The 23,398-nt window shown below is 65.0% G+C and carries 18 protein-coding genes, 1 tRNA gene and 2 pseudogenes; 10 read left to right on the top strand and 11 right to left on the bottom strand.

The window, feature by feature from the left end; translation table 11 throughout:
- Nucleotides 1-186: 186 nt before the first annotated feature.
- The gene (locus tag HNP60_RS10535) at nt 187-1,326 is read left to right on the top strand and encodes a site-specific DNA-methyltransferase (RefSeq protein ID WP_274703322.1); all 1,140 of its coding nucleotides are present in this window, start codon (nt 187-189) and stop codon (nt 1,324-1,326) included.
- 415 nt (nt 1,327-1,741) lie between these two features.
- Here HNP60_RS10535 and HNP60_RS19970 read toward each other — a convergent pair whose 3' ends face one another.
- From HNP60_RS19970 to HNP60_RS10515, 5 genes are all read right to left on the bottom strand, one after another.
- Nucleotides 1,742-1,864, bottom strand: coding sequence for a hypothetical protein (locus HNP60_RS19970; RefSeq protein ID WP_260394841.1), 123 nt, complete (start codon nt 1,862-1,864; stop codon nt 1,742-1,744).
- Nucleotides 1,865-1,883: 19 nt separating this feature from the next.
- Entirely contained in the window at nt 1,884-2,420 is a 537-nt protein-coding gene (gene nusG / locus HNP60_RS10530) for a transcription termination/antitermination protein NusG (RefSeq protein WP_014076579.1), read from the bottom strand.
- Nucleotides 2,421-2,455: 35 nt separating this feature from the next.
- Nucleotides 2,456-2,662, bottom strand: a complete 207-nt coding sequence (gene secE / locus HNP60_RS10525) for a preprotein translocase subunit SecE (protein WP_014076578.1) — start codon at nt 2,660-2,662, stop codon at nt 2,456-2,458.
- A 141-nt stretch (nt 2,663-2,803) separates the two neighbouring features.
- Nucleotides 2,804-2,879, bottom strand: a tRNA-Trp gene (locus HNP60_RS10520).
- Between the two features lie 61 nt (nt 2,880-2,940).
- Complete coding sequence (locus HNP60_RS10515) at nt 2,941-3,633, bottom strand: alpha/beta hydrolase (RefSeq protein WP_184153416.1); 693 nt, start codon at nt 3,631-3,633, stop codon at nt 2,941-2,943.
- 99 nt (nt 3,634-3,732) lie between these two features.
- On the opposite strand from HNP60_RS10515, the gene aat reads away from it, so the two are divergent.
- Nucleotides 3,733-4,491, top strand: coding sequence for a leucyl/phenylalanyl-tRNA--protein transferase (gene aat, locus HNP60_RS10510; protein WP_184153413.1), 759 nt, complete (start codon nt 3,733-3,735; stop codon nt 4,489-4,491).
- A gap of 35 nt (nt 4,492-4,526) precedes the next feature.
- On the opposite strand, the pseudogene HNP60_RS19965 reads toward aat, so the two are convergent.
- From HNP60_RS19965 to HNP60_RS10490, 4 genes and pseudogenes are all read right to left on the bottom strand, one after another.
- Nucleotides 4,527-4,697: pseudogene (locus tag HNP60_RS19965) on the bottom strand (DUF2155 domain-containing protein); the annotation flags it as partial.
- Nucleotides 4,698-4,936: 239 nt separating this feature from the next.
- The gene (locus HNP60_RS10500) at nt 4,937-5,332 is read right to left on the bottom strand and encodes an NADH:ubiquinone oxidoreductase subunit NDUFA12 (RefSeq protein ID WP_184153410.1); all 396 of its coding nucleotides are present in this window, start codon (nt 5,330-5,332) and stop codon (nt 4,937-4,939) included.
- 60 nt (nt 5,333-5,392) lie between these two features.
- Nucleotides 5,393-5,950 carry a DUF192 domain-containing protein gene (locus HNP60_RS10495; protein WP_184153407.1) on the bottom strand — a complete coding sequence of 186 codons (558 nt, stop codon included), beginning with the start codon at nt 5,948-5,950 and terminating at the stop codon, nt 5,393-5,395.
- Nucleotides 5,951-5,956: 6 nt separating this feature from the next.
- Complete coding sequence (locus HNP60_RS10490; protein WP_184153404.1) at nt 5,957-6,514, bottom strand: regulatory protein RecX; 558 nt, start codon at nt 6,512-6,514, stop codon at nt 5,957-5,959.
- Nucleotides 6,515-6,669: 155 nt separating this feature from the next.
- Here HNP60_RS10490 and HNP60_RS10485 point away from each other — a divergent pair, with 155 nt between their 5' ends.
- Both HNP60_RS10485 and HNP60_RS10480 read left to right on the top strand, forming a co-directional pair.
- The gene (locus HNP60_RS10485; protein ID WP_184153401.1) at nt 6,670-8,388 is read left to right on the top strand and encodes a fatty acyl-AMP ligase; all 1,719 of its coding nucleotides are present in this window, start codon (nt 6,670-6,672) and stop codon (nt 8,386-8,388) included.
- A gap of 206 nt (nt 8,389-8,594) precedes the next feature.
- Nucleotides 8,595-10,886, top strand: coding sequence for a putative bifunctional diguanylate cyclase/phosphodiesterase (locus tag HNP60_RS10480; protein ID WP_260394840.1), 2,292 nt, complete (start codon nt 8,595-8,597; stop codon nt 10,884-10,886).
- 19 nt (nt 10,887-10,905) lie between these two features.
- On the opposite strand, the gene HNP60_RS10475 is transcribed toward HNP60_RS10480, so the two are convergent.
- Both HNP60_RS10475 and HNP60_RS10470 read right to left on the bottom strand, forming a co-directional pair.
- Nucleotides 10,906-11,637: a ParA family protein gene (locus HNP60_RS10475; RefSeq protein WP_184153396.1), complete on the bottom strand. Its 732-nt coding sequence runs from the start codon at nt 11,635-11,637 to the stop codon at nt 10,906-10,908.
- Between the two features lie 174 nt (nt 11,638-11,811).
- Nucleotides 11,812-15,091, bottom strand: a pseudogene (locus HNP60_RS10470) (amidohydrolase family protein).
- A 166-nt stretch (nt 15,092-15,257) separates the two neighbouring features.
- Between HNP60_RS10470 and plsY the strand changes: the two are divergent.
- The 6 genes from plsY to HNP60_RS10440 all read left to right on the top strand — a co-directional run bounded on the left by plsY (nt 15,258) and on the right by HNP60_RS10440 (nt 23,350).
- Entirely contained in the window at nt 15,258-15,845 is a 588-nt protein-coding gene (gene plsY, locus HNP60_RS10465; protein ID WP_184153393.1) for a glycerol-3-phosphate 1-O-acyltransferase PlsY, read from the top strand.
- Nucleotides 15,842-16,930, top strand: coding sequence for a DNA-processing protein DprA (dprA, locus tag HNP60_RS10460; RefSeq protein ID WP_184153390.1), 1,089 nt, complete (start codon nt 15,842-15,844; stop codon nt 16,928-16,930). The genes plsY and dprA overlap by 4 nt, the downstream gene beginning before the upstream one ends.
- A 109-nt stretch (nt 16,931-17,039) precedes the next feature.
- Entirely contained in the window at nt 17,040-19,646 is a 2,607-nt protein-coding gene (gene topA, locus HNP60_RS10455) for a type I DNA topoisomerase (RefSeq protein WP_184153387.1), read from the top strand.
- A 160-nt stretch (nt 19,647-19,806) separates the two neighbouring features.
- Complete coding sequence (gene cysD, locus HNP60_RS10450; RefSeq protein WP_014076564.1) at nt 19,807-20,712, top strand: sulfate adenylyltransferase subunit CysD; 906 nt, start codon at nt 19,807-19,809, stop codon at nt 20,710-20,712.
- Nucleotides 20,712-22,619 carry a sulfate adenylyltransferase subunit CysN gene (gene cysN / locus HNP60_RS10445; protein WP_184153384.1) on the top strand — a complete coding sequence of 636 codons (1,908 nt, stop codon included), beginning with the start codon at nt 20,712-20,714 and terminating at the stop codon, nt 22,617-22,619. The genes cysD and cysN overlap by 1 nt, the downstream gene beginning before the upstream one ends.
- Nucleotides 22,610-23,350, top strand: coding sequence for a 3'(2'),5'-bisphosphate nucleotidase CysQ (locus HNP60_RS10440; RefSeq protein ID WP_184153381.1), 741 nt, complete (start codon nt 22,610-22,612; stop codon nt 23,348-23,350). The genes cysN and HNP60_RS10440 overlap by 10 nt, the downstream gene beginning before the upstream one ends.
- Nucleotides 23,351-23,398: the final 48 nt, after the last annotated feature.

Genomic DNA, 23,398 nt, shown 5'->3' with positions numbered 1-23,398 from the left:
AGTCCTGCGTGCAACACCACAAGATGTTGAGTCTGGATCGAATCGCGAGACTCCATCCCTCGTGGGGAACTCGTTTCGTTCCGCTTCCCGGCTCCCGGCAAGCCATCCGTAAACCAAGATTACCAAGCTTGACGGCTGAGTCGCGGGGACTCAAACCCGTGCCGAACGAACAGGGGAATTGCCGTCATGGGGGTTATCGCGAAGGTCGCGGATCGGCCGACACGTCTGAAGACAGTGTCGCGCAAGGAGAGCGTCAGCCTGCCGCTCGACATGCTGCTGCAGGGGGATTGCATTGCCATCATGCGGACGCTGCCGACCGGCAGCGTGGACATGATCTTCGCCGATCCGCCTTATAATCTCCAGCTGGGGGGCGATCTCTTCCGTCCCGAAGGCGGGCGCGTGGATGCCGTGGACGATGCCTGGGATCATTTCGACAGCTATGGCGCTTATGATGCCTTCTGCCGCGAATGGCTGTCCGAGGCGCGCCGCATCCTGAAGCCGGACGGCACCATCTGGGTCATCGGCAGCTATCACAACATCTTCCGCGTCGGCGCGCTGATGCAGGACGCCGGCTTCTGGATCCTCAACGACATCGTGTGGCGCAAGGCCAATCCCATGCCCAACTTCAAGGGTACGCGGTTCACCAATGCGCATGAGACGCTGATCTGGGCGAGCCAGGGCGAGAAAGCGAAATACACCTTCAATTATCGCGCGATGAAGACGCTCAATGACGAGTTGCAGATGCGTTCGGACTGGGTGCTTCCGATCTGCGCCGGACAGGAGCGGCTCAAGAGGGACGGGCACAAGGCGCATCCCACCCAGAAGCCCGAGGCATTGCTCTATCGCGTGCTGCTGTCCTGCACCAAGCCGGGCGATGTGGTGCTCGATCCCTTTTTCGGCACCGGCACGACAGGCGCGGTTGCACGTCGCCTCGGTCGCCGCTGGATCGGGATCGAGCGCGAGGACAGCTATTGCGAGGTGGCGCGCGAGCGCATCGCGGCGGCCCTCCCGCTCGATGAAAGCGCGCTCGCCATCATGCAGTCGCCGCGCAGTCAGCCCCGCGTCGCGTTCGGCACGCTGGTCGAGACGGGGATGATCGCACCGGGGACCGCGCTCCGCGACGTCAAGGGCCGCTGGAATGTCCATGTGCGGGCCGATGGCAGCCTGGAAAGCGGAACGCAGGTGGGGTCGATCCACAAGTTGGGCGCGACACTGCAAGGCGCGCCCAGCTGCAATGGCTGGACCTTCTGGCACATCGAGCATGAAGGCGTGCTCAAGCCGATCGATGCCCTGCGCCAGCTCTATCTGCTCGCAACCGAGCCATGATCCCTGGGGGTGACAGGCATGGCCTGTCGCCTGCGCGGATGCCTTGCTGAACGGGGGCAGACGCGCTCGAGTGCGGGGATGGCCGGGGTTTCTTGCGCTCCATCCTGCCCGCAGATCCGCTTTTGCCCTGTCCTACACCCCCTCTGCCATGGCAGTCCTGCCGGACGCCTGCTTCCGTCGAGAGCGACAGGTGCAGGCACGGCTGTTTCTCATTGGAGGAGCTTCATTGTCCGGTCAGGCCGCAAAGGCTTGCCGGGACGGGCTCTGGCGTCCGCCTGATTTGCGGCGCCGCAAAGTTGACGGAAGCGGAAGATGACACGGACGTATCGTCATCTTTGTAAACTTCCAAGACTGCAGCGCCATGTTGGACGGGCGTGGCGGAGCCTGCATGGTGAGGCGTCGTGGGGCGGTCGTCTCATCCCGTTTCGCCCATCTCAACCTTCTGGAGGCCGATGGTCGTCTCGAACTCGAACATGGCCGCGCCGCCCGGAGACCCGCAAACGAAAAGGCCGCCGATCTCGCGATCGACGGCCCTCATTACCTGATGGCGCTTGCCGTTACTTGGAAAGCTCGACTTCCTCGAAATCGAGCTCGACCGGTGTCGCGCGTCCGAAAATCGAGACGGAGACCTTCACGCGGCTCTTCTCGAAGTCCAGCTCTTCCACCGTGCCGATGAAGCTCGCGAACGGGCCGCTCATCACCTTCACGCTGTCGCCGATCTCGTAATCCACATTGACCTTGTGGCGCGGCTGGGTCGCGGCTTCCTCGCGCGAGCTGAAGAAGCGCTGGGCCTCGCTCTCGCTGATCGGTTGCGGCTTGCCCATGGACCCCAGGAAACCCGTCACCTTGGGCGTGTTCTTGATGAGGTGATAGATGTCATCGTTCATCGTCAGCTTGGCGAGGACATAGCCGGGCATGTTCTTGCGCTCGACCTGCACCTTCTTGCCGCGCTTCACTTCCGTGACGGTCTCGGTGGGGACCTCGATCTGCTCGATGAGCTGGGCAAGGCCGATGCGCTCCGCCTCCGCCATGATGGAATCGCGGACCTTGTTCTCGAAGCCCGAATAAGCGTGGATGATGTACCAGCGCGCCATGTGCCTTGTGTTCCTCAGTTTCGCGTTGGCGGAGATCAGCCCTGGCCGGTGGCCAGGCCCAGCAGCATCCGCACGATCCATCCGAACAGCGAGTCGATGCCGAAGAAGAAAAGGCCCAGCGTCGACGTCATGATGACGACCATGATGGTGGTCATCACGGTCTCGCGCGATGTCGGCCAGACGATCTTGCCGGCTTCGGCGCGGACCTGACGGAAGAACTCTGTGGGGGAGGTTTTCGCCACGCTCTCTCTGCTCTTTCAAAAATGAACTCTTTGGAACACAAGAAAGCGGACCGCACCCGGAGCTTTTCCCCCGGCCAGTCCGCCGCCTGGTTCCAAAACCGGCCTTGCATCTAGGCGCAGTCGCGCCCGTCGGCAAGTCTTTGGCAGGAGTGGAGGGACTCGAACCCCCGGCATTCGGTTTTGGAGACCGACGCTCTACCAGCTGAGCTACACTCCTGTGCCGGCGAAGGCGGCGCTCTTAACCCGCGTCGCGCGAGGGCGCAAGCACGAGCTTCGATTTACCGCAGATCAGCCGCCGCTTCATCCAGCAGGATCTTCGTGACGCCGGGCAGATCCTCGTCCCACACCATGTGTCCGGTCGCGATTTCGTGGACGCTCCAGCCCTCCTCGGCGAGGCAGCGATCCCGGAACTGGGTGAAGATGGTGAGCGGGCTGGCATTGGCGTAAACATAGACCCGGCGGGAAATGGCGCTCTCCTCGCCGCCCAGTTTTACCGGCTCCAGGAGGGTGAGGAGCGGATGGCCGGAAACGCGCCTCGTGCGCCCTTCCGGCATCGGGAAGATCGGCTGGACAAGGCCGGGCGTGCCCTTCTGGTTCTCGATGTAGAGACGGCGCGTCGCCTCGTCCGCCACGTCCCAGAGCGCTTGCCCGTCCTGCGGAAGGAAAGCGTCGAGATAGACCAGGCTACGGATACGTTTGCCGCGCAGGGCCGACACGCCGGTGACGACCATGCCGCCATAGCTGTGACCGACCAGAATGATGTCCGACAGGTCTTCGCAATCGATCAGGCTCACCACGTCCGCGATGTGATCGGAAAGCGTGATGCCGCCATGCGCCAGATGGGCGCGCTCCCCAAGGCCGGTGAGGGACGGGACGTGCACATCATGCCCGGCGGCACGCAAAGCCCGCGCGAGGCTGGCATAGCCCCAGCTACCACCCCATGCGCCATGCACCAGCACATATGTCGCCATGATATTCTCTCCTGCCGGGTCGTTTGCCTGTGTCCGCATGGGGCTAGAAGGAAGCGTGGGCGACGACAAGGGCGGCTCGGCCTGCTAGACGGAGATTCGATGGCTATCGACCTGCCGATCCTGTTGCGCGCTTATGCCGTGGGTCTTTTCCCGATGGCGGATGATCGCTCGGCCGGGTCGGTGTTCTGGGTGGAGCCGGAGCAGCGGGCCATCCTGCCGCTCGATGGCTTCCATCTCTCGCGCTCGCTGCGCAAGACGCTGCGCTCCGACAGGTTCGAGGTGACGGCGGACACGGCCTTCGCCGAGGTGATCGCGCTGTGCGCCGAGAGCGCCGAGGATCGTCCGACCACATGGATCAATCGCGATATCGAGGAGGCGTTCCTGCGCCTCCATCATCGCCGCCTGGCGCACAGCGTGGAAGTGTGGTTCCGCGAGGATGGCGAGCGGCGGCTGGTCGGTGGGCTCTATGGCCTTGCGCTCGGCCGGGCCTTCTTCGGCGAAAGCATGTTCAGCCGCATGACCGATGCATCCAAGGTCGCCATGGCCTGGCTTGTTGCACGGCTCCGGGTGGGCGGCTTCACTCTGCTCGACTGCCAGTTCATGACTCCCCATCTCGCATCGCTCGGCGCGATCGAGATCCCGGCCGAACGCTATTCGTTGTTGCTGGGCGAAGCGCTGGCGGAAGGCGAAGGGGAGGGTGCGGGCGAGGGCGCGGCGGGCGCTGCCTCGGCGGCATTCTCCGCGCTGGATTGGCTCGCTGCCGATCCTTCGGCGCGCGTGCCTCTTTCCGAAACCTTGACCGTATCGGGGCCCGTTTCCGGCCAGGTCATTGCGCAGCTGTTGACCCAGACGTCGTAGATCGGGTGGATGACCACATTGCGATCCGGCCGCTCCTTGAAGAGCCAGCCGGAAAAGACGCGGTGCCACTTGTTGTCACGGCTTTCCAGCACATCGAGCTGAACGAAGGCGCCGGTCTCCCTGTTCATTTCCCAGGGCGCAGTCGACTCGCAGGCGCGCAGGCGGACGATGGCATTGCCGACACGCACGGCCTCGCCGGGCTTCATGGCAAGCTTGCGCGTGATTCCATTGCGCTTGTTCAGCAGGCCGATCTCGGCGGCGCGCTCGGCCATCGGTGTGCCGGGCAGGCCGTTGTCGACCTGAACGGGGCGTTCGTCCCGGCGGCGTTCTTCCTGCATGCCATTGCTGGCATTCTGGGCGCCTTCCGGCTGGCCGCACGCGCCAAGCAGGGCAACAAGGCCGAGCGGGAGCAACCACCGGCCCGGCACGGCGGACCGGGCTCGCGTCACGCGTCCGGGGCCCAGGCTTCGTAGTCGCCGGTCGCCATCTGGCGCTTGCCGCCAGCCTCGATTGCCCCGGAGGGCCGATAGGCATTGGGCGTGCCGGTCTGATTGGGCGTGAATTCCGCTTCCCAGATGCGCGGCGGGGGCAAATGGCTCTCGGGCGGGCCGTCGATCGAGTGATGCAGCCAGCCATGCCATTCGGAAGGCACGCGACTCGCGTCGTTGGCACCCTTGTAAATGACCCAGCGCCGCGTCAGGCCGTTCGGATCGACCCCGCCCTCGTAATAGACGTTGCCTTGATGATCCTCGCCGACCCTGGTGCCCTTGCGCATGCTGAAAAGCGCGGTGCCGATGGTGGCGCCGTCCCACCAGGTGAAGATCTTGCCGAGAAGTCCCATGGCGCCAGCGCTTAGCCGCTCTCCCCCGCTATTGGCAACCGCCGAAATGCCGCTGAGCCTTCATTCGGTCTCGCCCGGGCAGAAGCGGTCGGCTCGCCACGCATTGGCGGCCGGTGGAGCCTCGTCGCAATTCCCCCATGACACCTTGTCGCCGGGCGCCACGCCAAGGGCTTCGGCACGCCCCCGATTCACTTCCAGCACGCCCGACACGGCTTCACCCGCGGAGAGGGGCGTGAGATCATTGGGCTCGCCGGGCAGGATGGCGGCGATCGTGCCGTCTGGCCGGATGAAGATGAGGTCGAGCGGAAGCGGCGTGTTCTTCATCCAGAAGGACGCGGCGACCGGATAGGGATAGGGAAAGAGCATGCCTGCATCGGGGCCGAGATGCGTTCGCTCCATCAGTCCGCGCTGCTGGCTGGCGTCATCCACCGCCAGCTCGACCTGGAAGCGCCTGATGTCGCCGGAGACAGTGGTGATGCGCAGCTGGACCTCGCCTTCCCGCGTCGTCGGGGCGACCTCCGGGCCGTCATCCGGTGTGGCCGGCGCATCGCCGCGGCAGCCGGTCGCGGCGATCAGCAAGGCAAGGCTCGCCGTCCACAGCCATGAATTTCGCTTCATTCCTGGTCAGTCCTGGTCATCGGGGATGGATGGCGGCTCATCCGGCGCTGCATCGATCCAGAGCCGGGCGAGGGTCAGGTCATGGCCGGCCCGCAGAAAGCTCGCGAGTTGCTTCTCCCGCGCCGGACGGTCGGCCCGGACAGCCGCGTAGGGGCCGACGCGCTTTCGGCGGGCCAGCCGGTCGGCGGCCTCCCACCGGGCGCGCAGGTCCGGCGCTGCGCCGGCTGCTACTGTTTCATCGATGCCGTCCTGCCGCAGTGCCTGGGCGATCCGCCGACCGCCGAGGCCTCGCCGCTGCATGGCGCCCGCCTTCATCGTGGCATAGGCTTCATCATCGACATAACGCAGCGCCACCAGCCGATCGGCGATCGCTTCGACCGGCGGCAGTTCCTCGCCTTGCCAGCCGCGTTCGCGCAGCTTGCGGGCCAGATAGCTGGTCAAGCGCCCCCGGCTCGTCGCAAACCGGCTCACATAGGTCAGCGCCAGATTCTCGAGCGTCTCCGGATCAAGCGGGCGCGGCCCCGTTTTTTGCCTTTCCGGGCGACTGCGCCTTTTTTGTGCCATAGTCCCGTTCATAAGTGAATCTGCTTGGCGGAGGCAAGAAATCGCCAGGCGCGACGTGAATTGCGGCTTTCGGGCATAAGCGCAGGAGCACGCCGGACAAGCCGCCATGGTTCGGATTTCGAGCGAGTATAGGCGGAAGAGAAGGGTCACACTTGATGCAGCCAACACCGACGGAAGATCGGCTTGCGCGACGTTTTGCGGATTTCGGGACTTTGGGGGAGGCGCTGGATTATGCCGCCGAGGGCGTGCGCGGCCTCAATTTCCATGATGCGCGCGGCAATCTCGCACGAGCTTATCCCTTTATCGAGATGCGGGCCGATGCGCTTGATTGCGCTTATCGGCTGATAGCGCGCGGCGTGAAGCCGCAGGACCGTATCGCGCTGGTGGCAGAAACGGGGGCCGAGTTCGCACAGCTCTTTTTCGGCATCGTCTATGCGGGCGCCTGGCCGGTGCCGCTGCCGTTGCCGACCAGCTTCGGCGGCAAGGAAAGCTATATCGACCAGCTCGTCGTCCAGCTTTCGAGTTGCGATCCGCTGATGCTGCTGTTTCCCGCCGAGCTCGCCGAAATGGCAAGCGAGGCAGCGCGCCGTCGCGATGTCGAGCCGCTGAGCTTCGAGGATTTCCTCGCCGCGGACGTCGCGCCGTGCGACCTGCCTGCCGCATCGCCCGACGATATCTGCTATCTGCAATATTCGAGCGGCTCGACGCGCTTCCCGCATGGCGTCGCGGTGACGCACAAGGCGCTGCTTGCCAATCTCGCGGCGCACAGCCACGGCATGCAACTCATTCCCACCGACCGGTGCATCAGCTGGCTGCCCTGGTATCATGACATGGGCCTTGTCGGCTGCTTCCTCTCGGTTGTCGCCAACCAGGTCTCGACCGATTATCTCAAGACCGAGGATTTCGCGCGGCGACCGCTCGCCTGGCTGGACATGATCTCGCGTCATCCGGGCACCGCGATCAGCTATTCGCCGACTTTCGGCTACGACATCTGCGCGCGTCGCATGTCGAGCCAGACGCGGGCGTCCGAACGCTTCGACCTTTCGCGCTGGCGGCTTGCCGGCAATGGCGCCGACATGATTCGGCCCGACGTGATGCAGGGCTTCGTGGATGCCTTTGCGGAGGCGGGTTTCAGTCCCTCGGCTTTCCTGCCGAGCTACGGGCTGGCGGAAGCGACGCTTGCCGTCACCATCATGCCGCCGGGCGAAGGGATCATCGTCGAGCTGGTCGAGGAAACGGAGCTTTCCGGCGGCAATGCGCCGCAGGACAGGCCGCAACGCTACCGCGCCATCGTCAACTGCGGCAAGCCGGTGATGGGCATGACCGTCGAAATTCGCGACGATTTCGGCAATATCCTGCCCGACCGGATGATCGGTAAGGTCTGGACCACCGGGTCCAGCCTGATGGTCGGCTATTTCCGGGATCAGGAAGCGACCGATGCCTGCATGGCGGACGGCTGGCTGGATACCGGCGACATGGGCTATCTCTCGGATGGCTATCTCTACATCGTCGGCCGCGCCAAGGACATGATCATCGTCAACGGCAAGAATCACTGGCCGCAGGACATTGAATGGGCCGTGGAACAGCTTCCCGGCTTCAAGCAGGGCGACATCGCCGCTTTCGCGATCACGACGCCGGGCGGCGAAGAAGCGCCCGCGGTGCTGGTCCATTGCCGCGTTTCCGACAAGGAAGAGCGGGCGAGGCTGCGCGAGGAGATTCGCGAACGGGTGCGCTCCATCACCGGCATGAACTGCGTGATCGAACTGGTGCCGCCACGCTCGTTGCCGCGCACCAGCTCGGGCAAGCTCAGCCGCTCGAAGGCGCGCAAACTCTATCTTGAAGGTGAGATTGTCCCTTACGATGTGGCTGCCTAGCGCGTTGCGGGGCTGACGGCGCCTTCCGGCGGTCCCGCAGCGAGAGGCGACCAGGCGCGGCAGCTTTACGATGAGGCGCCGTTCCCTGGCCCGCTGCTTACGGCTTGATAACCAGCGAGCCGTATCAGCAGGGTGTGACGAACCGAGTCTCGCCCAGGACAAGCCGGCCGGACGGCCTTCCCGAGACGCTCTCGCTTGGCGTCCTGATGGGATTCACGCGGTTGCCGGGCGGCCATGTCGAGTTCGTGCATGGTCAGCAGCTTCGCGCGGCCGACCGGATGTTGGGGCTGTATACCGCCCTGGCGGCGATTTCGGTCTTCCTCATCAATGTCCGCTTTCAGGGATATGTGCCGATCTGGGCGCTCGCCCTCTGGACCTTGTTTCTGGTCGGCGTGCACATCCCCTCCTTCCGCATGCGCCAGAAGCATGTGACTTCAGATTATTCGAGCGTCACGCGCGCCGCGTTGCTTCGCCATGGCCTGTGGTCGTTTCTTCAGGGTTGTGCATGGGCAGCGGCGATCCTCGCAATGGGTCGCGAGACGGGGCCGGCCGGCATGGTCACGCTCTGGACCATCGCATGCTGCCTGATGGCGGCGACGGCGATGACCTGCCAGTCCACGCCGCTCTCCGCGGCCGGCCTTATCCTGCCGATCAGTGCCGGCGCCATATGGATGATGCGGGAAAATGCGGACCCGATGCTCGCTGCGGTGGGAGCAACCTATGCGATCCTGCTTCTCGCAGCCAGTCTTCGGCAGGCCCATCTGTTCGGTGTGCAACTCACCACCAGCAAGATGCTCGCGGAGAAACGCGAGGTCGTCAGTCTTCTCCTCAAGGAGCATGATGTCGAGGCTGCCGATGCGCTATGGCAGATCGATGCGGCGCGGCGCCTCACGGGCGTTTCGCCATCCTTCGCGCGCATGCTCGGCACCACGTGCGAAGCCCTGGAGGGGCGCTCGATCCTGCAGGTGCTGGCGGGACCGGCCTGGGAAACCGGCGCGTTCGATCCCGCCTTGCACGAACTTGCCGAGCGGCTGAAGCAGCGTGCGCCTTTCTCCGATCTCGTGCTGCCGGTGTTGGTGAACGAGGAGCAGCGCTGGTGGCAGATATCTGCGTCGCCGCGCACCGACGATAAAGGCGTCTTTCACGGGTTTCGAGGCGTCGGCTCGGACATCACGGTTCAGAAGGAAGCGGCCGAGCGCATTGCCCAGATGGCCCGTTTCGACATGCTGACTGGCCTGCCAAATCGCCTCCACCTGACCGAAGAACTCTCGCTCGCCATCGCGCAGGTATCGCAGTGGCATACGCGTTGCGGCTTCATCATGGTCGATCTCGATCGCTTCAAGTCCGTGAACGACACGCTGGGCCATCTCATCGGCGACCAGCTTCTGGCCCAGGTCGCCGAGCGGCTCCGCAAGGTCTGTTCTCCGAACGAGCTGTGCGGACGCCTCGGGGGAGACGAATTCGCGGTCCTTGTTCGGGATGTAGGCGAGCAGCTCTACATCGATCGACTGGCTGCCGAGATCATCAAGGCCGTCTCCCAGCCTTATCTCGTCAATGGGCACACATTGTTCGTTGGCGCCAGTGTCGGCTCAGCGCTGGCCCCCAATGATGGCCGGGACGCCGAGACCCTCATGCGCAATGCCGATCTTGCGATGTATCGCGCCAAGGAAGCCGGGCGAGGCAAGCATCAGCATTATACGCCATCGATGCATGCGGACGCGGAAGAGCGGCGGACGCTCGAGATCGCGCTGCGCGATGCCCTGGCGCGGGATGAGCTGTATCTGCTCTTCCAGCCGATCGTGAGTGCCAGCGATGGCCGCGTGAGCGGCTTCGAGGCGCTGGCGCGCTGGCTTCACCCGGAGCTCGGACAGGTGTCGCCGAGCCGCTTCATTCCGGTGGCGGAGGATGCGCGGCTGATGGGGCCGATCGGCAACTGGGTACTTCGTTCGGCCTGCCGGGAAGCGGCGACCTGGCCCGAGGATGTGCGCGTCTCCGTCAACGTCTCGCCGGAGCAGCTTTATGACCCCGCCTTTCTGGAAACCGTGGTCGGGGCGCTTGCCCATAGCGGACTGCCTGCCAATCGTCTTGAACTGGAAGTGACGGAAAGCGTCTTCCTGCGCGAAGGGATGGGCGCCGGGCAACTGCTGGAGAAGCTCATGAAGCTGGGCGTGTGCCTGGCGCTTGACGACTTCGGCACGGGATATTCGTCGCTCGGCTATCTTTCGCGCACCCGCTTCAGCACGATCAAGATCGATCGCAGCTTCGTCGAGGGAGCCGCGCGCAATCAGCGCGAGAGCCTGGCGATCGTGCGCGCTGTCGTGGCGATGGCACAAGGCCTGGACATGGAGACGACGGCGGAAGGCGTGGAGACGGAAGGGGAATTCGATCTGCTGCGCGCGCTGGGCTGCACCAACGTTCAGGGCTATTATTTCGGCCGTCCGATGCCGGCGGCCGATGCGCGGGCGCTGTTCGGCAGCTCCGACAGCCAGGTGGCGTAAGCGAGCGGGTCGCGCGGGCTCAGCTCTGGGCGAGTCGTCGTTCGATCGCTGCCCAGATGCCGGCGAACTGCGCGGCTTGCTGGCTCTGCGGCGCATAGGCGCCGAGCGGCAGACGTCTCGTTCCCATTTGCTCGACCTGACTGGCATAAGTGACGAAGGGCCAGTCCGGGTGGCTCTCCAGCGCCGCGACATGGAGCTTGCGGCGGCGATCCACCATCGAGAAGACCGGCAGGATGGGCGGGTGGGAGCCGCCACGACGCACCAGCGTCTCGACCAGATCGTCCAGCGACTTGCGGGCCAATGGCGAGGGAACGACTGGCACGACCAGTATGTCTGCTGCCTTCAGCACCTGTTCCGCAGTCTCGGTGAGACCCGGCGGGCAGTCGAGCAGGACGCGCTCATAATGTTTCTTGAGGTTCTCGATCAGCCGGGCGAGGCGCTTTTTCTTGCCAAGGTCGAAGAGAAGGCGCTCCAGCCCATGGAGCGATGGATCCGCGGCGAGCAGGTCCAACCCCGCAATGGCGGTCGGCTGGCAGAGATCGGCAGGGTCGACCTGTTTCGAAAAGACGTCGCGTGCGGCATCCCGGGCGGCAGCGGCCGGTGCGAGCAGATATGTCGCCGCAGCCTGGGGGTCGAGATCCCACAGCAAGGTGCGTCGGGAAGAGAGCACGGCGGATGCCCATGCGAGATTGACGGCGAAGGTGGATTTCCCGACACCGCCCTTGAGGCTGTAGACCGCTATCGTCTTCATTCGCTGCCTGTCTGGCATGCGAATGTTATGCTATTGCGACAGTCGGACTGCAATGCCTGCCGCAGAGCCAGCGCTGCCGGTCCGGGGCGAGCGTGACGGCGGCATATCCGGCTTTCCCTGCCGACGGATCAGCGGGAAGCCGGAGAGCGCTCAGGCCGTCAGTTCAGGCGATCGTCAGTGGCCATGGCCATCGCTGATGCTCAGCTTCATGCCTGCGCCGTTGCTGGTCCCGTCGGCTTCCCACCAATAGGGCAGGCGCTTGCGATTGCCGGTGTCGACCTCGTTCATGGTCATAGGATCGTAGAGGCGTCCGCCGAGCATCACGCGATGGATCTTCTCGGTATTCCGGATGTCGCTCGTCGGATCGGCATCGAGCACGATGAGATCGGCGAGCTTTCCGGTCTCCAGCGAGCCCACGTCCGCGACATAGCCCAGCGAGCGGGCGGGCATGATCGTCGCGGCGCGCAGCGCATCGATCGGGCTCCATCCGCCCCGCACGAAGCTCCAGATTTCCCAGTGGGACCCAAGGCCGGTCTGCTGGCCATGCGCGCCAATGGAGACCTGGATGCCGCGATCGGCGAGCTTCTTCGATTCCCGCGCGGACTCGTCATCCACATAAGCCTCTTCCGGGGCCAGCTCCCGCCGCTTGTTCTGCGCGGCGAGCAATGCAGCCGGCGCATGCCTGGAGAGGATGGGATGCCGCCATACGTCCGTATGGGCCCGCCAGTAGGGATCACCGGCAAGACCGCCATAGGTCACGACCAGTGTCGGCGTGTAGTTCGTCGTGCTCTGTGACCAGAGGCTGACGACATCCTGGTAGAAGGTCTCGAGCGGGACATTGTGCTCGACGGTCGAGTTGCCGTCCTGCACCAGCGAGATGTCCATCGTGAACAGCGAACCGCCCTCGGGCACCACTTCCATATTTTCAGCCAGTGCAGCGGCGACGACCATCTGTCGCTGATCGCGGCGCGGCTGGTTGTAGTTCTTCACGCTGTGCGCGCCCTGTGCCTTCAGCCGGCGGACATCGGCCAACGCATCCTCATAGGTGTTGATCTCCGCATAGACGCCCGGTGCCTTCGCGCCATAGATGACTTCGCCCGTCGAGAAGATACGAGGGGACAGGATGATGCCTGCCCGCTGCATCTCGGCGGCGGCGAAGATGTCGGCTGCACTGGACGAAGGATCGTGGATCGTCGTGGTGCCCATCGCCAGATTGGCAAGGGATGACCAGTTCTGCTGCGGGATGAGCATGTCCTCGCCTTGCGGGCCATGGGCATGGGCATCCACGAAGCCGGGCATGATCGTCTTTCCGGCCATGTCCAGCTGCGTCGCGCCGGCGGGAATGGCGATGTCCGCGCGCGGCCCGACCGCCACGATCCGGTCCCCCCGGATCACGATGGTGCCATCCTCGATGATCCCGCCCGCATCATCTGCCATGGTGAGGATGCGGGCGCCGGTCAGCGCGACGGTTCCGCGGGGCTTGTCGGGCCGGCACGGTCATGGAGAGGTCAACGCCGGAACGTGGCGGCTCGAATTTCGGGGCATCCTTGCCCGTCGGGCCGGCGGCGAAGAGAGCGGCGGTCTGCGCCGAGTACAATGTCGGACCAAGCGACCAGTGCAGCGCGGCGCCGTCGTTCGACCAGTTGATGAAGGACGCGCCTTCCGCGCTCACCCGCGTGACGGGCAGGGGGCCGCCTTCCTTGTCCACGTCCACATTCTGCGTGCCGGGCATGAGCGGCATGACGAACGCCTGGTAATTCTGACGGAAAGCGACATGTCGTCCGTCCGACGAAACCTCGAATTCGGTGACCATGGCGCCCGTGGCATGGGTCCGGCGCGCGGTGCCATCCAGGCCGGCACTGATGAGCTGCCGCTTGCCGCTCTCGGAACCCACCATGAACAGCCTGTCATTCTCGGCACCGAACTGAGGATCGCCGACACCGGATGCGACCAGATCCGGCGCGCCGCCGCTCGCCGCGACGCGCCAGACGCCGGGCTCGTCCGTCCCGCGCGTGGACGTGAGGCCTTCGCTGCCGCGCTTTTCGAAGACGATCGTCTTGCCATCGGGAGAAAAGCGGGGCTTGGCGTAATGGCCGGCGATGCTGGTGATCGTGCGTGCGCTTCCGCCGGTCGCAGGCACCGTGCGGACGTGGCCCAGGCCTTCATCCGTCCAGCTCACAAAGACGACGGAACGGCCATCACGCGACCAGCTCGGCCAGAGCTGCATGTCCGCCTCGTCGCCCGGCACGAGCCGCCTTGCTGCCCCGCCCGAAACGGGCTTGGTCCAGAGCTTGCCCAGCGTCTCGAACACCAGCTGCCGTCCATCGGGCGACACGCTGGCCCAGCGCGGCATCTTCGTGCGAACCTGATCGGGCGAAACCTCGATCTGGGGATGCGGGCCGTCGATCACCACGCGCGTATCGTCGATCCGGAAGGGGATCGGGACCGGCTTGTCGCTGCCTGTATCGAGCCGCCAGAGCTTCCCGCCGGTCCAGAAGACGATCGCGCGGCTGTCCGGGGTCCAGGCCATGTTCGGATAGAGCCCGGTCACGGCCCAGGTCTCCTGCACGTCGCGGTCGAGCGGACCGAACAGCTTGCGCTCCGCGCCGGTATCGAGCTGCTTCAGCCAGAGCGTCGAGACGCCATCGACCCGGCGGACGAAAGCGATGGATTTTCCATCGGGCGATGGGGTGGGACGGACGGCGCCGCCCAGGCCCGTCACAGCGGTGCTGACCTCACCTGTCGAGAGATCGTAGCGTTCGATATCGAAGATGTTCCGCCCGGAATCCTGCGCATATTCGAAGATGTTGCCGGGCGTGATGTTGCGCACATAATAGACGCTCTTGCCGTCCGGGGCGGGAATGGGCTCGCCCAGTTCCTTCTGCAGCACCTCGTTGGCGCGTTTGACCAGCGGCACGCCGCCGCCGCCCGCGACATGATAGAGCCAGACTTCTCCGGTCCCGAGCGAACGCTGCGTCGTGAAATGCTTCTTCGCCACGATGAAGCGGCCGTCCGGACTCCAGCTGGGCTGGTTGAGCAGGCGGAAGCTCTCGCTGGTGAGGGCCTTCTTGTCGCTGCCGTCGGCATTCATGATCCAGATATTGTCGCCGCCGCCGCGATCGGAGGTGAAGGCGATGCGCTTGCCGTCCGGCGAGAAGCGGGGCTGGTGCTCATAGGCCAGTCCCTCGGCGATCCGCTTCGGCGTGCCGCCCGCGATAGGCATGGTGTAGATGTCGCCCAGCAGATCGAACGCGATCGTCTTGCCATCGGGTGAGACGTCCACATTCATCCAGCTGCCCTCGTCCACCGTGATGCGGACCTCGCGGGTCTTGAGACCCGGCGGGGCGTTCACATCCCAGGCGGGCTCCTTGCCTTTCTTCTCGTCCGCCGCCTGTGCCTGCCCGATGCTCAACGCAAGTGCGGCCGCGATGACCGCCGTCACGGAATAATTCATGCCGGAACCCCTGAACCTGATTGTTGCGCGTCTTGTGCAGGGAAGCCGGGCACCCGTCAAATGCTTCGCCAACGGGGAGAATTCACTCGCCGCTTGCAACTGTCTGCCGTGCCGCGCAACAAGAGCCCGCATCCACGAGGGAGGGGCTGGTTTGACGGAGTGGCAGATGGCGGCACTGATTGCTGCCCTGGGATATCTTATCGGGTCCATCCCGTTCGGGATCATCCTCACCCGCCTCGCTGGAGCCGGGGATCTTCGCGCGATCGGCTCCGGCAATATCGGCGCGACCAATGTCCTGCGCACCGGCCGGAAGGGCCTGGCGGCAACGACGCTGCTGCTCGATGGCGCCAAGGGCGCGCTGGCAGTCTGGGCCGGAACGCAATTGGGCGCTGAGGGCGGAGGCCCTATCGCGGGCGTGCTCGCCCTGATCGGCCATTGCTATCCCTTTTGGCTCGGTTTTCGGGGCGGGAAGGGCGTTGCCACGATGCTGGGCGTCAGCCTTGCCCTCTCCTGGCTCGTCGGCCTCGTCTTCGCCCTGGTCTGGCTCGTCGCGCTGGCGCTCTCCCGGATCAGTTCGGTTGGCGGGATCAGCGCGGCGCTCTGCACGCCAGTGGCGGCGTTCGCTTTGGGCCTTGTCGGGCTGATGCCGGCTTTCGGCGCCATGGCGGCGCTGGTGCTGTGGCGCCATCGCTCCAATATCGCGCGGCTGATGCGTGGCGTTGAACCGCGCGTGGGCGCATCCCCCAAGATATGAGCACGCTGACCGACGACCAGTTCGACAAGCTTCGCCTCGTTCGCACGCCCTATGTCGGGCCGGTCGCCTACCGGCAGCTCATGGCACGCTTCGGCAGCGCGGGACGGGCCCTCGAGGCGCTGCCTGAACTCGCAGCACGCGGCGGCGGGCGCTCGTTCCGGCCGGCGGACGCGCGGGCGCTAGAAGCGGAGATCGCGCGGGTGGTCCGGAACGAGGCACGTTATTGCTTCCTGGGGGACCGGGATTATCCGCCCCTGCTTGCCGAAGCGGGCGCTAGTCCTCCGGCGCTCATCCTGCGCGGGGATACGGCGCTGGCCCGACAGCGCACCGTCGCGCTCGTCGGCGCACGCAATGCATCGGCGGCGGCGATTCGGTTTGCGCGCGAACTGGCACACGCACTGGCGGGGGCGGGCATCACGGTCGTCTCCGGCCTTGCCCGGGGCATCGATACGGCGGCGCATGTCGGGGCCGGGCCAGCGAGCACCGTTGCCGTCATCGGCGCGGGTATCGATGTCGCTTTCCCGCCCGAGAATGCCGATCTGCAGGAACGCATCGCGCGCGAGGGGCTGTTGATTACGGAACTGCCTCCCGGCGCCGAACCGCTTGCGCGGCATTTCCCGGCGCGCAACCGCATCATTGCCTGGATGAGCGCCGGCACCGTGGTCGTGGAGGCCGCGCCGCGCTCCGGCTCGCTGCTGACGGCGCGGCTCGCCGGCGAGGAGGGGCGGGAAGTCATGGCGATCCCCGGCTTTCCGGCCGATCCCCGGGCGCAGGGCTGCAACAGCCTCATCCGGGAGGGGGCGACGCTGGTCCAGAACGCACAGGACATCATCGAGGCGATCGGCGCCATCGATCCGCTGGCGCTGCGCTCGGGGCGCCGGAGCTTCCATAGCCCTCCATCGACCGATCTGTCCGAACCGGAGCGCTCCCGCGTCGTGGAACTTCTCAGCATGAGCCCCGTGGCGGTCGACGAACTGATCCGCCAGACAGGGCTTGCGCCCGCGCTCGTCCAGACGGCGCTTCTGGAACTGGAGATTGCCGGACGCCTCCAGCGCCATGCGGGCGGGCGCGTCAGTCTCGCATGATGGCCCGCCTGATCCTACCTATTCTCCAATCTTCATGCGCGGGGCTTGACGAGGAGGCGGCCTGCTTCCCACTCTCGCGCGTACACGTAAGAAAAGCTAGCGGAGCATCATGAAGCTCGTCATCGTCGAATCGCCGGCCAAGGCCAAGACCATCGAGAAGTATCTCGGCGGGGATTATCGCGTCCTGGCTTCATACGGCCATGTGCGCGACCTGCCGCCCAAGGACGGGTCAGTCGACCCGGAGCATGGCTTTGCGATGGCCTGGGAGAATTATGGCGACAAGGCGCGACAGCTCAAGGCCATCACGGACGAGGCGAAGAAGGCCGACGAACTCATCCTGGCGACTGACCCTGACCGCGAGGGGGAGGCGATAAGCTGGCACGTGCAGGAAGTGCTGCGCGCCAAGAAGGCCCTGCCCGCGCGCGTGGAGCGCGTTACCTTCAATGCGATCACCAAGGCGACGATCACCGAGGCGATGAAGCATCCGCGCGCCCTCGACGACGATCTGATCGATGCTTACCGCGCGCGGCGTGCGCTGGACTATCTCGTCGGTTTCACGCTTTCGCCGGTGCTCTGGCGCAAGCTACCTGGCGCCAAGTCCGCCGGGCGCGTGCAATCGGTAGCGCTGCGGCTGATCGTGGAGCGCGAGCGGGAGATCGAGGCGTTCGTCTCGCAGGAATACTGGTCCGTCACGGCGCTCCTGGAGCAGGGTGGGCAGCGATTCGATGCGCGGCTCGTGCGGTGGCGGGGCGAAAAGCTCGACCGGCTGAGCATTGGCAAGGAAGGTGACGCGCTTGCCGCCAAGGCCGATGTGGAGGCCGGGCGCTTCACGGTGTCGTCTGTCGAGACCAAGCCCGCAACGCGCAATCCGCCGCCGCCTTTCACCACCTCGACATTGCAGCAGGAAGCAGCGCGCAAGCTTGGCCTCTCGGCCAGCGAGACCATGCGCGTCGCGCAGCAGCTCTACGAGGATGGCGCGATCACCTACATGCGGACCGATGGCGTGCAGATGGACGAAAGCGCCATTTCCGCCGCGCGCAATGCCATCGCGAAGCGCTATGATGGCGGCTATCTGCCGGACAAGCCCCGCCACTACCAGACCAAGGCGAAGAACGCTCAGGAAGCGCACGAAGCAATCCGGCCCACCGACTTCAACCGGGACAGCGCCGGCTCGGGCGTCCATGCCAAGCTCTACGACCTCATCTTCAAGCGTGCGCTGGCAAGCCAGATGGCGTCCGCGCGACTGGAGCGCACCGCCGTCGAACTGACGGACGGCACTGGCCAGCATGTCCTGCGCGCCACCGGGCAGGTGGTGCTCTTTCCGGGTTTTCTGGCACTCTACGAAGAAGGCCGCGACGATCCTGTCGGCCGGCAAGGTGCTGGCGATGGAGAGGATGAGGAAAGCAGGCTGCTGCCCGCACTCAAGGCGGGGGATCAGCCGGCCAAGAAGGACGTGCGCGCCGACCAGCATTTCACGCAGCCCCCGCCGCGCTACAGCGAGGCAAGCCTCGTCAAGCGGCTGGAGGAACTCGGGATCGGTCGCCCCTCCACTTATGCCTCGACCATCCAGACGCTCAAGGACCGCGACTATGTGCGCATCGAGAAGAACCGGTTCTTCGCGGAGGAGAGCGGTCGGCTGGTGACGGCATTTCTCGAGCGTTTCTTCGAGCGCTATGTGTCCTATGATTTCACGGCGGGCCTCGAAGAGGAGCTGGACGAGATTTCCGGTGGCCGCGCGCAGTGGCAACAGGTGCTCGAAGCCTTCTGGCGGGACTTCAAGCCCAAGACCGCCGAGATCATGGAGCAGAAGCCGAGCGAGATCACAGCCGCGCTGGACGAATATCTGGCACCCATGCTGTTCCCGGACAAAGGCGATGGCAGCGATCCGCGTCTCTGCCCGCTCTGCCACGACGGCCGGCTGTCGCTGAGGGGCGGGCGCTATGGTGCCTTCATCGCCTGCTCCAACTATCCCGAATGCCGCTACACCCGCAAATTCGGGCAGCCCGGTGGCGCCGATGGCGATGCAGCCGGGGGCAATGAGGAGCTCGGCACGCATCCGGAAACCGGCGAGCCGATCTTGCGCAAGTCAGGCCGCTTCGGCCCCTATGTCGAGATGGGAAGCGGCAAGGAGGCAAAGCGCGCGTCCATTCCCAAGGATCTGCCCAATGGCGAACTGACGCTGGACTGGGCGACCAGACTGCTCTCGTTGCCGCGCACCATTGGCGATCATCCCGAGACCGGCAAGCCGATCACGGCGAGCCTCGGGCGCTATGGCCCTTATCTTGCGCATGACGGCAAATATGCGCGGCTCGCCTCTACGGCCGAAATCTTCGAGACCGGTATGAACGCCGCCGTCGCCAAGCTGGCCGACGCGGCTAACCGGGGGAGCGGCGGGCGCAAGGCGGCCGAGCCGCTCAAGATACTCGGTGCGCATCCGCGCACGGAGGCGGAGATCCGGCTCATGGAGGGGCGCTATGGCCCCTATGTGACCGACGGCACCACCAATGCGACGCTGCCGAAAACAGTCGCGCCCGATGCGCTGACGCTGGAGGAGGCCGCACAGCTGATCGACGAGCGCGCTGCCAAGGCGCCTGCCGGGAAGCGCAAGGGCAAGGCGAAGTCCAGCGCCGGCAAGTCAGGCGCCGCGAAGAAAACGACAGCCAAGGGGAAGGCACCGTCCAAAGCCAAGAGCAAGGCCCCGGCTGCGGCGGAATGATCGCCGGACTTTACCGTCTGCGATCGCTCTGGAGCCAGGTGGGATAGACAAATTGTTTCCTGATACAGGAAAAGCATGCTGCCTTGCGGTAGGGTCTGGGATAGCACTGCCTCGCCCATGAGGCGCCCCGAATCCTCCAATCCCTGATGCAGGACGCTGAATGACCCGGAAACTCACGCACCTTGAACGGCTCGAAGCGGAGAGCATTCACATCATGCGCGAAGTGGTCGCCGAGGCGGAGCGGCCCGTCATGCTCTACTCGGTGGGCAAGGATTCGGCCGTGATGCTTCATCTCGCCCGCAAGGCCTTCTATCCCTCGCCGCCGCCTTTTCCGCTGCTGCATGTCGATACGACCTGGAAGTTCCAGGCCATGTACGAATTGCGCGACCGGATGGCGAAGGAGAGCGGCATGGAACTGCTGGTCTACCAGAATCCGGAGGCGAAGGAGCGGGGCATCAATCCCTTCGACCATGGTCCGCTGCACACGGACATGTGGAAGACGGAGGGTCTGAAGCAGGCGCTCAATCTTCACGGGTTCGACGTGGCCTTCGGCGGCGCGCGGCGTGACGAGGAGAAGAGCCGCGCCAAGGAGCGCATCTTCTCCTTCCGCACGGCCAGCCATGGCTGGGACCCCAAGAACCAGCGGCCCGAACTGTGGAACCTCTACAATGCCCGCAAGGCAAAGGGCGAGAGCATCCGGGTCTTCCCGATCAGCAACTGGACCGAACTGGACATCTGGCAGTATATCCAGCTCAACCGCATTCCGATCGTCCCGCTCTATTTCGCCGCGCCGCGCCCGACCGTGGAGCGCGATGGCCTGCTGCTGATGGTCGATGACGAGCGCTTTCCGCTGCGGGACGGCGAAACGCCGGTCATGCGCTCCATCCGTTTCCGGACCCTGGGCTGCTATCCGTTGACCGGCGCGGTGGAGAGCGAGGCGGCAACGCTGAGCGAAGTCATTCAGGAAATGCTGCTCACCACGACAAGCGAACGGCAGGGCCGCGTGATCGACAAAGACGGTGGCGACGCCAGCATGGAAAAGAAGAAGCAGGAGGGGTACTTCTGATGACGGACCCCATCTATAAGACCGATGCGCTCATTGCGCAGGACATCGATGCCTATCTCAGCCAGCATCAGCACAAGAGCCTGCTGCGCTTCATCACTTGCGGCAGCGTCGACGACGGCAAATCGACGCTGATCGGGCGCCTCCTCTACGACAGCAAGATGATCTTCGAGGACCAGCTTACCGCGCTGGAAGCGGACAGCAAGCGGGTCGGCACGCAAGGCGAGGAAATCGACTTCGCGCTGCTGGTGGACGGGCTGGCGGCCGAGCGCGAGCAGGGCATCACCATCGATGTCGCCTATCGCTTCTTCACGACGGAGAAGCGCAAGTTCATCGTCGCGGACACGCCCGGCCACGAACAATATACCCGCAACATGGTGACTGGCGCGTCGACCGCCGATCTCGCCGTCATTCTCATCGATGCGCGCAAGGGCGTGCTGACCCAGACACGGCGGCACAGTTATCTCGCCAATCTGGTCGGCATCCGCCACATCGTGCTGGCGGTGAACAAGATGGACCTGGTGGACTACAGCCGGGACATCTTCGAGACGATCGTCAGCGAATATCGCGATTTCGCCGGATCGATCGGCATCACCGATTTCGTCGCCATCCCGATCTCGGGTTTCCGGGGCGACAACATCACGACGCTCTCGTCGAATACGCCGTGGTATGAGGGGCCGCCCCTCATGGACCATCTCGAAAGCGTGGAGGTAGACAACAGCGCCGATCAGGCAAAGCCGCTGCGTTTGCCGGTGCAGTGGGTCAATCGCCCCAATCTCGATTTCCGGGGTTTCTCCGGGCTGATCGCGAGCGGGACTGTGAAGCCGGGCGATGCGATCCGCGTGCTGCCATCCGGCAAGACGAGCAGCGTGAGCCGCATCGTCACGCTGGATGGCGATCTGGACGAGGCCGTTGCCGGCCAGTCCGTCACGCTGTGCCTGGCCGACGAGATCGACTGCTCGCGGGGCGATGTCATTGCGGCCGCCGACAATCCGTCGCAGGTCGCGGACCAGTTCGAAGCGACGATCGTCTGGATGGCCGACGAGGCGCTCAAGCCGGGCCGGGCCTACTGGCTCAAGCTCGGCACGCAGATGGTCTCCGCGACGGTGCAGGCGCCCAAATATGAGATCAACGTCAACACGATGGAGCATCTGGCGGCCAAGACGCTCGATCTCAATGCCATCGGCGTCGCGGAACTGGCGACCGACAGGCCGGTCGTATTCGAGCCTTATGCCGAGAACCGGACGTTGGGCGGTTTCATCCTCGTCGACAAGATCAGCAACGCGACGGTCGCCGCAGGCATGCTGCATTTCTCGCTGCGCCGGGCCCAGAATGTCCACTGGCAGGCCGTGGACATCACGCGGGAGATGCATGCCGGCCTCAAGAACCAGAAGCCGGCCGTGCTGTGGTTCACCGGCCTCTCCGGCTCGGGCAAATCGACCATCGCGAACATTGTCGAGAAGAAGCTGCACCGGATGAACCGGCATACCTTCCTGCTCGACGGCGACAATGTGCGCCATGGGCTCAACAAGGACCTGGGCTTTACCGAAGCGGACCGGATCGAGAATATCCGCCGGGTCGGTGAGGTTGCGAAGCTCATGACCGATGCCGGGTTGATCGTGATCACCGCCTTCATCTCCCCGTTCCGCGCAGAGCGGGAAATGGTGCGGGCGATGATCCCGGACGGCGAGTTCCTCGAGATCTTCATCGACACGCCACTGGCCGAGGCCGAGCGACGGGACGTGAAGGGCCTCTATCGCAAGGCGCGCGCCGGCGAGCTCAAGAACTTCACGGGGATCGACAGCCCCTATGAAGCGCCCGAGGCGGCCGAGATACGCATAGACACGACCGCGATCACGCCTGAGCAGGCGGCCGACGAGATCATCGAGAGGCTGCTCGGATGGCATTGAGCGACGCGGAACTGGCGGCACAGCTCGCCGAAGTCGCGGGCCGGTTGCTGCTGGAGGTGCGCGCTTCCGGCCTGTTCGAAGGCAAGGCGCTCGGCAAGGCCGGTGACCAGACCGCCAACGCGTTCCTCTGCCATGCCATCCGCGCGCAGCGGCCCGATGACGGCCTGCTGTCCGAAGAAGCGAAGGATACGCTGGAGCGCCTGGAGAAATCCCGTGTGTGGATCATCGATCCGGTCGACGGCACGCGCGAATATGGCGAAGAGCGGACCGACTGGGCGGTTCATGTCGCGCTGGCCATTGACGGGCAGCCCGCCATCGGCGCTGTCGCGCTTCCGGGCCTGGGCGAAATCCTGCGCACGGACCGGCCCGCGCCAGTGCCGCCGCCGCCCAAGACCTTGCGCATGCTGGTCAGCCGAACCCGGCCCGCTGCGGAAGCGGTCGCAGTCGCCAGCGCGCTCGGCGCGCAGCTGGTGCCCATGGGATCGGCCGGCGCCAAGGCCATGGCCGTGGTGCGCGGCGAGGCGGACATCTACCTGCATTCGGGCGGGCAATATGAGTGGGACAGCTGCGCTCCGGCTGCGGTTGCGCTGGCCCATGGGCTCCATTGTTCCCGGATCGATGGATCACCGCTCATCTACAATCAGCGCGACGTCTATCTGCCCGACCTGCTGATCTGCCGCCATGAGCATGCCCAGTCCGTGCTGGACCTCGTCCGCGCGCAGAAGGGGTGATTGGGCAGCTATTGATGCTTATGCGCGTGCGATAGGTGTCGTTTGCGG

Source organism: Sphingobium lignivorans, assembly GCF_014203955.1.
Taxonomy (GTDB): Bacteria; Pseudomonadota; Alphaproteobacteria; order Sphingomonadales; family Sphingomonadaceae; genus Sphingobium; species Sphingobium lignivorans.
Note: the sequence above shows the minus strand (reverse complement) of the source record. Positions and strands in the feature narration are given on the sequence as shown.